The following is a 13,513-nucleotide window of genomic DNA, read 5'->3' as shown; positions in this document are numbered from 1 at the left end:
CTATGTTTTTTCTATATTCAGATGACAAAGTAAAATACGTTTTTTAAAATTAAGGACCTCTGAACTATATTTTTAATAGTTGAGAGGTCCTTTTTAACAAATATTAGAATGGATGGTAGGCAAGCATATCGTCAAAGGTTGTCATAATAGGAGTAGGAAAACTAATAGGAATAGGTTCTGATGAAATAAATGTGTCATTGAGATTTTGAAGAACTTGATCCATCTGTCGACTTTCCTCCGAACTGAAATCATCTACTATATAAGCATAAGATAGATGATGTTGGTAACAGTCGTGGTTAGCTCGAATCAGTTGACTAGCATTTCCAACTTTATGACGATAGTTTTCTAAACTGATCTTTGTCTGTTCATTATACGGATCAAGAATAAACCCCGTAGCACTTATTTTACTAATATACATTTTGATGTCATTAGGTTTTGGAATATCTTTAATACGATTATAAACGGACTGATTAGCAACATCTAAAGGAACATCATTGGAAAGATAATCAGGCCAAAGTTCAGTCCCTCGATTGCATTCGTTAAGAAGAGAGATTATTGTCATATGAAAAGAGTCAGAGGGCAAAAGATAAATTTTTTTTGCAAAAGAATACTCTAAAAAAGTATCTTGAATCTTTTTGGCTAATTGAACAATATTGGTTTGAGGATTATTCTTCATTGAGATTATGGTAGAACCCTCATAAAGCAAGGGCTCTGCTTCTTTAGTAAATTTGCGTTTAGTATTCAAGCTTACGGTGTAATTGTTCATTGATCTCTCCTTATATCTTTAAAACGAATAAATGTTCTATCATCATAGCTTTCATTCCCAGGAACCACACCTTTTGTTGAATGGTAGCTTTCAATTAGATAAGGATCTTGCTCAAGAACTTTAGACAGATATGATTCACTTTCGCCTAAGGTATTTTTTAAATGGGGATACCCATCAGAGGCAAGTATGATATCTCCTTCGTAGTTTTCTGGCACCTCAATTATGTTTATAAGAGATAGTGGAATGTCTTTGCCATTAATTACAGCATATCCAAACGATGAATTTTCATTATTAGCAAAAATTGTTGATTTCAATATCCAAGGAATGATTTGAAGTCGAGCACCATCATCAATTTTAAAATATTCCGCTGGAGTTTCTTCATTAATTTCCATTTCAATATGGGAAATAAGGCTTCTAAAATTAGCTAAAATCTCATCTGATACTTTATTATTTTGATAGATTGTATCAGAAATGCGTGCCTGAGCATCTCCAATTAGCCAAATCTGTCTTAGAGATTTTGAATACACTGCTGCAACAGCTTGAAGACCAACTTCTTGAAGGTTAATGTCTAAGTGATTGTTTTGGTAATAGGTCTCAAAGGCGCTGTTACAGGCGCCGATGAAATCTGTTACATGACTTTTTGGATCTAAATGAGATAAAGTAGATTTAATTAGAGTAGAAGCGATTTTACCAGTAGTTTGTCCATTAATTCTTAAGCTAGTTTTTGAAGAAACTCCATCTATAACTGCAATAAAATCTTCTGAATAGAATAATGCATCTTCACAAGCGTCCTGTGTACTTTTTCCTCGGCAAAGTTTTTCGATAATCTGCATATAATTTTCCCTCCTTTAATTATTTGATTTTAGAGCGCCGACCATAAACAAGATAGGTAGCAATGGTTGATACTATTATAATTAATACGGCATAAACAAAGGAAAGCATCACATTTGATGGAGAAGCTTCAGCATTAGTTGCTTGGTTAATGACTACGCCTAAGGGCCGATAAAGTGGATGGAATAAGAAAACAGACATATCAAATTCGGAGAAAAGACCATTGAAAGCTAATAGAGCAGCCGATAGGACAGTGGGTATCATTAGTGGAAAAATTACCTTCATATAAGTAGAAAAACTACCTGCACCTAAATTTTTTGAAGCATCTTCTAAGGTATTATCGACTCCTAGGTATGCGGCCTTAATAATTCTTAAATTTGAAGGGAGTTGGATGACAACATAACCGAATAAGAGAATAAATAAGCTTCCTGTTAGTACCTTATTAAAAACTAATAATTGGGGTGTGTTAAAAGTAAATAGGAAACCTAAATCAATTAGAGTGGCAGGTAAAAACCAAGGAATGAGTAGCACTCCTTCTAAAAATTTTGTTAACTTATTATTATATTTTGTAATCCAACGAGCAAAAATAAGAATTAAGGCTATGACGATAACAGTGCCTAGTATTGAGTAGATTGCTGAGACAAGTACTGGCTGGAGACCTTGGGAAGAACTGAAAGCTAGTTTATAGTTTTCTAGGGTAAAATTCGATGGATTAATATTTCCATTAAGCATATTTTCATAACTAGTAAAAGATAATATGATTACCATGACTGCTGGGAAGAGCTGTATGATCGCAATCAAATGAGCTAGAATTGTCACAATAGCGTTAGTGAATGGATTAGTAATTTTTTGTCGTTGAATTTTAGTTTTCGTCTTAGATACGGAAACGATATTTCGTCGGCTCTCAACATAGGAAAAGATACCTAAAACAATTAATGTAGCGATACCAAGGAAAACAGATAAAATAACGGCATAGTTTTTCGTTGTATTTGACTGAGCAAAAGTATAAACAAGTGGGTTGATAGTTTCAAACTTATCTCCACCTAATACTTTAGGGCTAGCGAAGGCACCTACAGCTGAGTTAAAATTCAAAATTGTAGCTGCAAGTATGGAAGGGATGAGAGTAGGTAAGACAACTTTGAAGAGAATCGAACGGGTAGAAGCTCCCATGTTTCGTGCTGCTTCGACAGTTTGATAGTCTATGCGGCGAAAAGAGTCACGTACAAATGTAATATAGTACATAGTGTTAGAGAAGGTAAATTGAAACAGAACAGCTGGCAATCCGATAAACCAGTCATCAGGTAGATTTGGAATAAAATTTTGTAGCCAAGTTGTAATTAACCCATTTGTCCCAATATTAAAGTTATAAGCCATTACTAATACCATACCATTTATGATTAGGGGTAAGTAATAAAGAACATTAAGGAGCTTGCGCCCTTTAATATCAAAAAAGTCTAAAACTAAAATTTGGAAAATACCTAATATATTTGTTGTGATAGCTACAAGAATACCAAGTAAAAAAGAATTGAATAAGGCCTGACGCACACGTTCAGACTTTAGTATATTAAATACAGGTTTAATATCGAATGTACCTGATGGAAATAGAGTGATTTTTAGTAAATTAAGGTTAGGATGGATTAAGAAAGTGTATGCTAACCAAGCAGTTATAACCCCTGAAATAATCCAAAAAAGATATTTTTTCATATGGATGGAATCTTTATGCATAGCTAGTCCTCCTTAGCAAACGAAAATAGAGAATCATGGTGAAAGGCTAATTCTACCTTTGGATTGGTAATAGGAACAGCATTTTGAGAGAAAACAATACTAGGGACGATTGTGCCATTGACATCATATTCACGTCTAATCGTATTACCCAAAAATTCTTGGTTGATTAAAGTCCCAGGCACAGTGTAGATGTCATTACTATTATTTTCTATTTCCTTTTTCAGTTGAACCCCTTCAGTTTTAATATAATAATCTTTCGCAGGGTTGACTTTAACATGTGGATTATGCGCCTTGACGGCTTCGATAAAGCGTTCATCGACTCTATAACGGTCACCGATAAAAGTGGCTACGAAACTATTTTTAGGATTATTGTATATTTCCAAAGGAGTTCCTACTTGTTGAATCTTACCATTGCTAAAGACTGCAATTCTATCTGATAAAGCAAGTGCTTCTTCTTGGTCGTGAGTGACATAAATCATGGTAGCACCCGATTGCCGTTGGATTTTCTTTAATTCTTGACGCAAGGAGCCTCTGAGCTTAGCGTCTAAATTAGAAAGCGGTTCATCTAGACAAATAACATCTGGCTCTAAAGATAAGGCACGAGCAATTGCTACACGCTGTTGTTGACCACCAGATAATTCTGAAACATTTTTTTGTAACTGTTCTGGTGTTAAATTCACCATTTGGGCAACTTCTTGAACTTTATCTTTAATTCGACTTTTATCCCATTTGTTTTCTTTCATTCCAAATTCAATATTTTCTCTAACAGTCATAGTTGGAAAGAGAGCGTAGCTTTGAAAAACCATACCAATTTTGCGCTTTTCAATAGGAACATTTGTAATTTCCTTATTATCGAGATAGATTTGACCTTTAGTTGGCTTTATGAAACCCACTAGACTTCGCAAAGTTGTTGTTTTACCACACCCTGAAGGGCCTAGAAAGGTAAAAAATTCACCCCTATTAATATGCAATGAAAGATTTTCAATAGCAGTAAAATCTCCAAATTTTATTTCGATGTTTTTAAATTCAATCATGTTTTTCTCCTTTATTTAGTATTTACTTATTAAAAAAGATGCCAGTGGGCTGGCATCTTCATTTGTAATCGGGATGGATTATTTCATCTCTAATTCGATCTTAGCTACCCATTCATCGAGATGGGCATTGATTGTATCCCAGTCTAGATCTTGTTCTTTATAATTTTCAGTTATTTCTTTAGACTCTTCTCGTAATTTATCTTGGGCATCCGCATTTACAACCAAGTTACCAAATTCAGCAGCAAAATCTCCAATAAATTCAGCTGATCCTAAGTAATCAGCAAGACGTAAAGACTCTGCTAATACTTCGGGATCATCGTTCTTAACTACACCAATCTCATTTACATTGCTTGGCTGACCATTTTCAAAATAGATAACGGTTGGTTTCTTATCCATTTCAGAAGTATTAGTGACGATATTAGAAGCTCCATCATATGTGATAGGAGACTTGCCATCCATCATATTTTTGTATTTATCTTCACCTTCTGGTACTTCGACCCCATTATCCATAAATTTTTGCATGGCATCCCATCCTTCTTGGGAGACGCCGATTTCACCATTTTCATCTAGATATTGTCCTAAAATTGAAGCAACAATGGCTCGGTTAGTAGTTCCGCCGAAATCAGAAGGGATTGTATACTTTCCTTTAAATTTATCTTCTTCAAAAAGATCATTAACAGTATTAGGTAATTCTTCTTCCGAAAATTCATCGGGGTTAGCCATCCATAATTTAGGTTGTGTTTCGTAAGGGTAGGACTTTCCGTTTTGACGGTCATAGTCACTCACCTTATCTGCCCAGGATGGTGTCCACTCATAAAGTGCGTCAGCTTCAATCATGTCATCAAAGTTAAATTGTGTTGGCCCCCAAACCACATTTGTAGTTGGATTTTGGACTTCTGCAATTACACGGGCAGTAACGTCACCACCACCTAAAGGAACAAATTCGACATTAAATCCCTTTTCTTTAAGCTTACTCTCAATAAATGGCGTTCTGACGTCTGAGCCATTGTTCGAAATTAAAACAACCTTTTCACCGCTAGGCTCTTTAGCTAATTCTTCTTGAACATTGATTTCACTAGAATCAGCGTTATTTTGATTGGCTGAATCAGTAGTGTCTGCTCCACTATTATTACCGCATGCTGCTACTGATAGAGTACTTAACAGTACTAGACCTGCTTTCATTAATTTATTAAATTTCATGTCCTGTCTCCTTTGTAAAATAATATCTGCATCAAATTAAAGTGTAAATAAACATAAGACAAGTGTAACAGTGCTTTGTTGATTTTGAGTTAATTTAATGTAAAAAAGTTGTAAGGTTGAATTTTTTATTCATTATCAAAGACCATGTGGAATTCCGAGAAAGAATTAGCTTATCTTATGTAAATATCAAAACTACTTTCTGATCAACTGCTATAACGAAAGATATTATCACCATCGTTTTAGAAAATGGCTTAAAATAAAAATACGACCTCAAGAAATAGAATGTAATCTACTCTCGAGGTCGATAGTTTTATATACGATAACTTAGTGACTAGTTGCCAATGAATAAGTTATAGATATCTATAGAATTATCTGCTTCCTTTAATTGATCAACAAAGTCTTGATGGACTAATTTCTTTGCTGTATTTGATAAGTAGTTTAGGTGTTGGTCTCCCTTGTCCGAAGCTGGTATGAGGAAGGCGATAAGCGTATCAACTTTTTCTTCGTCTAAGCTTCCCCATTCGATAGCTTGTTCTAACTTAACGATTAACATGCCAGGCTTTGTAATTCCCTCAGATTGAGCATGAGGGATGGCGATACCATTTTCCATAGCGGTAGAGAATTCATTTTCGCGATCTAAGAATTTTTGTAAGACGGTTTGTGAATTTTGGGCTAAGTCAAGCTCTTGGGCAAATTCAGATAAGTAAGTTAATGCTTCGTCACGGTTTTGAAGCTCTACTTGGGTTTTGATATGGGAAGGAAATAGGATTTCTTTGAATTGGTTATCGGTTTCAGCTGCTTGTGAAGGAACCGTTTCAGAGTGGTGTTTTTCTTCTTGTCTTTTTGCTACGAGACTAAGTAATAGGCCCGAAATGGCAGAACCGATAAGAATATAAATGACCCATAATAAAGGTTTGTTAACGAGAGGAAGCACGATAAAACCGCCGTGAGGAGCTGGAACAGTAATTTTACTCATATAAGTTAGGATGGCTGCAACGGATGATCCCAACATGAAGATAGGGAGATTAATTAGAGGGTTACTTGCTGCAAAAGGAATTGCCCCTTCAGTAATATGTGTCGATCCAAGTAAGAAATTAACGAGCCCAGCACTTCGTTCTTTATCTGTATAGGCAGAGCGATTGAATAGGACAGCAAAACCGGTTGCTAGCGGAGGGGCAATACAAGCTGCTGAAACGCCGGCCATGAAATAATAGTTTCCTTGCGCTAATAAGGCGGTACCTGTTAGATAGGCAGCTTTATTGACTGGCCCTCCAAAGTCTGCAGCACTCATAATCCCGACAATGGCGCCGAGTACTATAGGACTTGAATTTTCCATATTTTTAAGGAAAGCCATCATTCCTTCATTAATTTCTTTCATAGGAATGGAAAGATACCATACGATAAAACCAGTGATTAATACACCTAAAACAGGCAATAAGAAGATGGATTTGAGGCCATCTAAAGACTTAGGCAATCCTTTTAATAATTTATTCAGGCCAATAATAATGTAGCCAGATAAGAAACCACTTAATATGCCGCCTAAGAATCCAGTCCCATTAGTAAAAGCAATCATACCTGTGGCGAATCCGACAACTAAGCCTGATCGCTTAGCCATAGCTTCGGCAATATAGGCAGAGAGAACGGGTACCATTAGATTCATTGTAAGGCCGCCTATTTGGTTGAGCACACTAGCAAACTCATTATATTCTGGACTAGCGGGATCGGCAGAATTTATTCCCCAAAAGAAGGAAATTGCGGTGAGAACGCCACCTGCTACAACGATAGGCAGCATGTGAGAGACACCGTTCATCAGATAAACGTATAGATTATGAAGGAAGGAGCTAGATGAATTCTTGCTTTGTTCTTCTACTGAACGGTGGCGAACGCTACTGTGATAGATTGGTAGACTATCCTTGTCCAAAGCTTGTTGGATTAGACTATCTGCTCGCTTCATACCGGCAGACACGGAAACATTAAGAAGCGGTTTACCGTCGAATCGTTCAATATGCACATCCTTATCAGCAGCAACAATAACCGCATCAGCTTCTTTAATATCTTGGGCACTGAGTTCATTTTTTACGCCAGATTGGCCATGTGTTTCCACTTTAATATTAACATTAGCTTTTTTAGCTGCTTCTTCTAAGGCTTCTTGTGCCATATACGTATGGGCAATACCAGTTGGACAGCCTGTTGCAGCAATAATTTTATACTGAGTCATTTTAATCCCCCTCAATTCTTTTGATTGTGATTTCTTCACTTAAGTCGTCGGTATCTGTGAAATCAGTTAAAGCTGTAGTAAAAGCAGTAGAAGAACCTGCCGCTAAGCTATATTTAAGGGCTTCTTCGTAGCTGCTGCCGTGGTGTCGATAAGCAATGAAAGTACCGAGCATGGTATCTCCAGAGCAGGCTGTATTAACAACCTGCCCTTTCGGTGCATTGCCGTATAATACGCTATCTTTGTTTATAAATAAGGCGCCCTGGCTGCCCAAAGATAATAAGATATTTTGTGCACCTTTATTAATGAGGAGTTTGCCATAATGGATATAGTCTTCTAATGTCAATTTATCTTCGTCATTGAGTTTAAACCATTTTTTTATTTCATCTTCATTAGGTTTGATCAAGAGTGGTTTGTATTGTAAGCAGTCCATAATTGTATCGTAACTTGTATCGATGACGATTTTGAATCCTTGAACAGCTGATAATTCAGCTAGTCGAATTAATTGCTCTGGATCTATACCCTTAGCGAAACTTCCTGAAACAATTAAACAATCATCAGAGGTTAAGCTATATATTTTATCCATTAGGGTATTGAAAATTTCTGTAGTAACACAGGGACCTGGATTAACCAATTTATATTCCAAGTCACTTGCTCTTACTCGGGTAAAAACGTTAATACGTGTTGTACCCTCTGTCTTAATAAAGTATGTCTCGATATTTTGTTCGTGGAGATAATCTTGGATATAATTAAAAGTAAAGCCACCTCCAATGCTTAATGCACATGAATCGATTCCTAGTTTTTTTAATATTAAAGAAACGTTAACGCCTTTTCCGTTAGCAATCACGTCATAATTATTGGTTCGATTTACTGTATTTGGTAAAAGCTTATCAGTATCAATAAATAAATCAATTGCAGGGTTTAATGTACAAGTATAAAACATCTCCCCACCTCCTCATGTCCTTAGTATAGGATAATGTTCAATGTAAATGTTTTCTTTTCTGATATAATAAGCTTTGTAGTCTGTAAATAATTTACAGAATGAAGGTATTTATTAGCAAATTATTTAAAGGAGTCAATCATGAGTAAGTTATCGCAAGCAGAAAAATTTTGCTGGGACTTTATTCAAGATAACCTTGTTAAAATTCCTGATTTAACGATCACAGAGTTGAGTGAATTAGCAAATGTTTCAACGGCAACTATTGTCCGTACAGTTCAAAAACAAGGCTATACAGGCTATGCCTCTTTTAAGCAAAGTATCAGTAGTCAAGCTCATATCATGGAGCCATTTAGTCATTTAGAGGGAGCGCCAGTTCAGATAAAAGAGGCGATCTTGAAGAATTATTGGGAAGTAACACATACGATTAGCCAATTGAATATTAAAGAGCTGAAGCAAGCAGCTGAAGTGATTAGGAAAGCTGATATGGTTTATATCTTTGCACGCGGGTTATCTGAATTATTGGCGGAAGAAGTTTCAATTAAATTAGCTTTACTAGGAAAGACTTGTAAAAAGTATACAGACCCTAATTTAATTAAGGGCATTGCCCAGCGGGTTAGGCCAGGGGATGCTATTTTATTTATTACTCTAAATGGTGAGACGAAAGAACTGGTTGAGGCTGCTAAAATAAGTAAGGATCTAAAAGGAACTAATATTGTGATTTGTACGAATAAAGAGTCGAATATTATGAAGTATGAAGATCTCGCTCTAATTGGATTTAAGTCTAAAAATTCTTTTTTACCGGAGTATGAGGTTCATTCTAGGTTGCCTCTGTCTATTCTTTGTCGAATATTAGTAGATATTTTGGCCATTCAAATGAACGAGTAAAGAAATTGGTGCAATCGAAATCAAGCAAGGTAGTGGCATCGTAACAGGATACGAAGTTTTTATCTTATATGAGTGACAGCGCTAGCCAAATCGCTAGCGCTGTTTTTGTTTCTGAAGAAGTTTCCTGAGCTGAAAGTAAATTCACCCAGCTGAGCGAAAAAGCCAGGATTATCTCACTTAAATAAAAGTACTTTCAGTTTATCGTCATTATATTGAAAAAGGGCTTACAATGCCATAGAATATGAATTGTAAAGGATTACAAGAATTATAGGAGGGATTGAAAATGCTAGAGTCGGCAAAAGGCGAATTGATTGTTTCCTGCCAGGCACTTGAAGATGAGCCTTTGCACAGTTCATACATCATGTCGCGGATGGCGGTTGCGGCCCAGGAAGGCGGTGCCAAGGGGATTCGCAGCAATTCAGTGGCAGATATTGAGGCCATTAAAGAAGTCGTTGACCTGCCCATTATTGGGATTATTAAGCAGGATTATCCAGATGCAGAGATTTATATCACCCCAACCATGAAAGAAATTGAAGCCCTAGTGGCCACGGGAGTTGAAGTGATTGCCTTGGATGCCACGGTTTCTAAGCGGCCCAACAATCAAAAATTAGAGGATTTTGTGAAAGAAATCAAGGCCAAGTATCCCGACCAAGCGCTGATGGCGGATTGCTCGACCTTAGATGAAATGTTAGCGGCTGATCGCTTAGGCTTCGACTATATCGGAACGACTATGGTGGGCTATACGGAACAGAGTAAGGAGCTCAAGATCGAAGCCAATGACTTCGAATTGATCCGCCAAGCCCTGGACCAAATCGACCGGCCCATTATTGCAGAGGGAAATATCGATACCCCTGATAAGGCGCGGCGTGTCCTAGACCTCGGGGTTTACAGCGTGGTCGTCGGCTCAGCCATTACCCGTCCCCAATTAATTACAGAAAAATTTGTCGCTAAAATTCACCAATAGATAGAAAGGGTTTTTAAAATGACTAAACGTACAGGTAAAGATATCAAAGGGATTATTGCTGCGCTCCTCGTGCCTTTCGATGCAGAAGGCAAGGTCAATGAAGCAGGCCTCCGTCAAATTGTCCGTCACGACATTGATGAGATGAAGGTGGACGGCCTCTATGTCGGCGGGTCAACCGGGGAGAACTTCCTCCTCGAAAAGGAAACTAAGAAGCAAATCTTTGATATTGTCAAAGATGAAGCAGGGGATGCCGTGAAACTCATTGCTCAAATCGGTGGGACCAACTTATATGAAGCCATCGAATTAGGTCAGTATGCGACCGACTTAGACTATGATGCCGTGTCTGCGGTCACCCCCTTCTACTACAAGTTCTCCTTCCCTGAAGTGAAGGCTTACTATGAAGACATTACCTCAGCGGTGGATAATGACCTGATCATCTATTCCATCCCAGCGCTAACAGGGATTGGCATGGGCCTGGCTGAATTTAGAGAGTTACTGGCCATCGATAACATTATCGGAGTGAAATTCACCGCTGCTGACTTCTTCTTATTGGAACGTCTGCGTCACGCCTTCCCAGATACCAAGATTTACTCAGGCTTTGACGAAATGTTATTCCCAGCAGCTATCTACCAAGTCGATGGGGCGATTGGCTCGACCTACAATGTGAACGGGATCCGGGCCAAGGGAATCCTCGATGCAGTAGCTGAAAATGACCTGGCCAAGGCCCGTCAATTACAAAAGGAAAGCAATGACTTGATCGAAGCTGTCCTGGCTAATGGCCTCTACCCAACCTTGAAACGTCTCTTACAATTACAAGGTTGCGACCAAGGGGACTTCTTGAGCCGGAAACCAATGGCTTCTATGACAGAAGAACAAATTAAGGAAGCGGATCGAATTTATAAAGAATATGTTTAACAGATGATATAGCCGCAATGGCGTGTGGGGAGGAGACTAGCTATGAATTCAGGCGGATTTACGACAATCGATTTAATCATTTTGATTGTCTACCTATTGGCGGTGTTGTTTGCAGGTTTATTCTTTTCAAAACGTGAGATGCAGGGTAAGGAATTCTTCAAGGGGGATGGGTCCATCCCCTGGTATGTCACATCGGTTTCCATCTTTGCCACCCTTTTGAGCCCGATATCCTTCATGTCCTTGGCAGGGAACTCTTATGCCGGGACCTGGATCATGTGGTTTGCCCAATTAGGGATGTTGGTGGCCATACCGATTGCCATTCGTTTCTTCTTACCGATTTATGCCAGGCTCGATATTGATACAGCCTACGACTACCTGGATAAACGCTTCGACTCGAAGATTCTACGGATTATTGGGGCAGCACTCTTTATCATCTACCAAGTGGGGCGGATGTCCATCATCATGTACCTGCCTTCAGCTGCCTTGGCCCTCTTAACAGGGATCAATGTCAATATCCTGATCATCCTCATGGGGGCTGTAGCCATTGTCTACTCCTTCACCGGTGGGATTAAATCGGTACTCTGGACCGACTTTATCCAAGGTTCTGTCCTCTTAGTCGGTGTTACCCTGTCCCTCTTCTTCTTGATCCATGACCTGGATGGGGGATTTGGAACGATTGTCAACCATCTGACTGCGGATAAGTTCTTAGGGCCGGATGAAGTGCTCTTTGATCCGAACCTCTTGCACACCTCGGTCTTCCTCTTGGTTGTTGGGGCCGGCTTTAACACTCTATCATCCTATATTTCGAGTCAAGATATTGTCCAACGCTTTACGACGACCCAAGATATTAAGAAATTAAACAAGATGATGTTCACCAATGGGGCCCTGTCGATCTTCATTGCGACCGTCTTCTACCTGATTGGGACTGGGCTCTATGCCTACTATCAAATTCAAAACCCATCAGACCCAGGCGCCCAAATGCCTCAAGACCAAATCTTTACCTACTTCATTGCTTACCGCTTACCGGTTGGGATTACAGGTGTTCTCCTAGCTGCCATCTATGCGGCTAGCCAGTCCACCTTATCGACGGGGCTGAACTCTGTGGCGACCTCTTGGACCTTGGATATCCAGGACTTGCTGACAGAAGACCTGGATGATGCCAAGCGGACCTGGATTGCCCGCTGGGTGTCTCTGGGGGTTGGGATCTTCTCAATTGTGATCTCCATTATCTTAGCCCACTCCGAAATTGTATCCGCTTACGAATGGTTTAACAGCTTTATGGGACTGGTCCTTGGGGTCCTCGGCGGGGTCTTCATCCTCGGTGCCTTCTCCAAGCGCGCCAACAAGTATGGGGCCTATGCTGCCTTGATCGTGTCTTCGATTGTCATGATCTGCGTCAAGTATGTCCTGCCAGCGGACACAGTGAGTATCTGGGCCTATTCCCTCATCTCGATCGCTGTCTCTCTAGTGGTCGGTTACCTGGTATCCCTGGTCTTTAAGACAGACCAAGCCCAAGCTCCTAAATACACAACAGTCTATGATATCCCTGAAATCAAAGAAAATGCGGATTGGATGGTGAGACACTAATGGAACTCTATGATATGAAGCACTTAGACTATACAGACCGCCAAGCCCTGCACCGGGTGGCGGCCTATCTCAAGACCCATGATATTACCGAAGATGAACCCGGCAACCATCCCATTGAAGAGGGCTTCTTCTACAATGTGATTGCCTATGACACGACCACGCCTGACCAGCGGGTGTGGGAGAGCCACCGGGACTATATTGACATCCATGTGCCCATTGAAGGGAAGGAACGGATTGCCCATAACTTCCTTGCCCATATGACCCTGGGGGGCTACGACCCTGGTGATGACTTCCAAGCTTCGGAAGGCCCTGCCCAGTCAGAATTAATTATCGCTCCGGGCCAGATCCTAGTCCTGGACCGGGAGGACGTCCATAAGACGGGGCTGATTGTTGAAAGCAGCCAGAGTATTAAGAAGGCTGTCTTCAAGGTCAAATACGATTAAGGAGCGCT

General features: G+C 39.4%; 12 protein-coding genes. 5 read left to right on the top strand and 7 right to left on the bottom strand.

The genetic code is table 11. The annotated features are described in order from the left end of the window. Positions 1 to 103: 103 nt before the first annotated feature. The 7 genes from F6I03_RS08300 to pfkB form a co-directional block, all read right to left on the bottom strand. Positions 104 to 766: a DUF1868 domain-containing protein gene (locus F6I03_RS08300; RefSeq protein ID WP_070431612.1), complete on the bottom strand. Its 663-nt coding sequence runs from the start codon at positions 764 to 766 to the stop codon at positions 104 to 106. Further along, positions 763 to 1,599 carry a hypothetical protein gene (locus F6I03_RS08295; protein ID WP_070431611.1) on the bottom strand — a complete coding sequence of 279 codons (837 nt, stop codon included), beginning with the start codon at positions 1,597 to 1,599 and terminating at the stop codon, positions 763 to 765. The genes F6I03_RS08300 and F6I03_RS08295 overlap by 4 nt, the downstream gene beginning before the upstream one ends. Before the next feature lie 19 nt (positions 1,600 to 1,618). Next, entirely contained in the window at positions 1,619 to 3,322 is a 1,704-nt protein-coding gene (locus F6I03_RS08290) for an ABC transporter permease (RefSeq protein WP_150983106.1), read from the bottom strand. Positions 3,323 to 3,324: 2 nt separating this feature from the next. After that, positions 3,325 to 4,356, bottom strand: coding sequence for an ABC transporter ATP-binding protein (locus tag F6I03_RS08285; RefSeq protein ID WP_070431609.1), 1,032 nt, complete (start codon positions 4,354 to 4,356; stop codon positions 3,325 to 3,327). A 78-nt stretch (positions 4,357 to 4,434) separates the two neighbouring features. Further along, a complete protein-coding gene (locus F6I03_RS08280) occupies positions 4,435 to 5,556 on the bottom strand; it encodes an extracellular solute-binding protein (protein ID WP_070431608.1) in 1,122 nt (373 codons plus the stop codon). Positions 5,557 to 5,887: 331 nt separating this feature from the next. Then, entirely contained in the window at positions 5,888 to 7,774 is a 1,887-nt protein-coding gene (locus tag F6I03_RS08275; RefSeq protein ID WP_070431607.1) for a fructose-specific PTS transporter subunit EIIC, read from the bottom strand. 1 nt (position 7,775) lies between these two features. Next, positions 7,776 to 8,714, bottom strand: coding sequence for a 1-phosphofructokinase (gene pfkB, locus F6I03_RS08270; protein ID WP_070431606.1), 939 nt, complete (start codon positions 8,712 to 8,714; stop codon positions 7,776 to 7,778). A gap of 138 nt (positions 8,715 to 8,852) precedes the next feature. Between pfkB and F6I03_RS08265 the strand changes: the two genes are divergently transcribed. The 5 genes from F6I03_RS08265 (at position 8,853) to F6I03_RS08245 (ending at position 13,505) form a co-directional block, all read left to right on the top strand. Beyond that, positions 8,853 to 9,596 (top strand): MurR/RpiR family transcriptional regulator, encoded by a 744-nt coding sequence (locus F6I03_RS08265; protein ID WP_070431605.1) that lies wholly within the window; start codon positions 8,853 to 8,855, stop codon positions 9,594 to 9,596. A 283-nt stretch (positions 9,597 to 9,879) separates the two neighbouring features. Then, complete coding sequence (locus tag F6I03_RS08260) at positions 9,880 to 10,560, top strand: N-acetylmannosamine-6-phosphate 2-epimerase (RefSeq protein ID WP_070431604.1); 681 nt, start codon at positions 9,880 to 9,882, stop codon at positions 10,558 to 10,560. Between the two features lie 18 nt (positions 10,561 to 10,578). Then, entirely contained in the window at positions 10,579 to 11,475 is an 897-nt protein-coding gene (locus F6I03_RS08255; protein ID WP_070431603.1) for an N-acetylneuraminate lyase, read from the top strand. Between the two features lie 42 nt (positions 11,476 to 11,517). Next, positions 11,518 to 13,062: a sodium:solute symporter gene (locus F6I03_RS08250; RefSeq protein ID WP_070431602.1), complete on the top strand. Its 1,545-nt coding sequence runs from the start codon at positions 11,518 to 11,520 to the stop codon at positions 13,060 to 13,062. Next, entirely contained in the window at positions 13,062 to 13,505 is a 444-nt protein-coding gene (locus tag F6I03_RS08245) for a YhcH/YjgK/YiaL family protein (RefSeq protein WP_070431601.1), read from the top strand. Before F6I03_RS08250 ends, F6I03_RS08245 begins: the two co-directional genes overlap by 1 nt. Positions 13,506 to 13,513: the final 8 nt, after the last annotated feature.

The organism is Aerococcus sanguinicola, assembly GCF_008726925.1.
In the GTDB taxonomy this organism is placed as follows: Bacteria; Bacillota; Bacilli; order Lactobacillales; family Aerococcaceae; genus Aerococcus.
Note: the sequence above shows the minus strand (reverse complement) of the source record. Positions and strands in the feature narration are given on the sequence as shown.

Coding starts and splice junctions, on each gene's coding strand:
- F6I03_RS08300 (WP_070431612.1), bottom strand. CDS start 766: ATGAACAATTACACCGTAAGCTTGAATACTAAACGCAAATTTACTAAA.
- F6I03_RS08295 (WP_070431611.1), bottom strand. CDS start 1,599: ATGCAGATTATCGAAAAACTTTGCCGAGGAAAAAGTACACAGGACGCT.
- F6I03_RS08290 (WP_150983106.1), bottom strand. CDS start 3,322: ATGCATAAAGATTCCATCCATATGAAAAAATATCTTTTTTGGATTATT.
- F6I03_RS08285 (WP_070431609.1), bottom strand. CDS start 4,356: ATGATTGAATTTAAAAACATCGAAATAAAATTTGGAGATTTTACTGCT.
- F6I03_RS08280 (WP_070431608.1), bottom strand. CDS start 5,556: ATGAAATTTAATAAATTAATGAAAGCAGGTCTAGTACTGTTAAGTACT.
- F6I03_RS08275 (WP_070431607.1), bottom strand. CDS start 7,774: ATGACTCAGTATAAAATTATTGCTGCAACAGGCTGTCCAACTGGTATT.
- pfkB (WP_070431606.1), bottom strand. CDS start 8,714: ATGTTTTATACTTGTACATTAAACCCTGCAATTGATTTATTTATTGAT.
- F6I03_RS08265 (WP_070431605.1), top strand. CDS start 8,853: ATGAGTAAGTTATCGCAAGCAGAAAAATTTTGCTGGGACTTTATTCAA.
- F6I03_RS08260 (WP_070431604.1), top strand. CDS start 9,880: ATGCTAGAGTCGGCAAAAGGCGAATTGATTGTTTCCTGCCAGGCACTT.
- F6I03_RS08255 (WP_070431603.1), top strand. CDS start 10,579: ATGACTAAACGTACAGGTAAAGATATCAAAGGGATTATTGCTGCGCTC.
- F6I03_RS08250 (WP_070431602.1), top strand. CDS start 11,518: ATGAATTCAGGCGGATTTACGACAATCGATTTAATCATTTTGATTGTC.
- F6I03_RS08245 (WP_070431601.1), top strand. CDS start 13,062: ATGGAACTCTATGATATGAAGCACTTAGACTATACAGACCGCCAAGCC.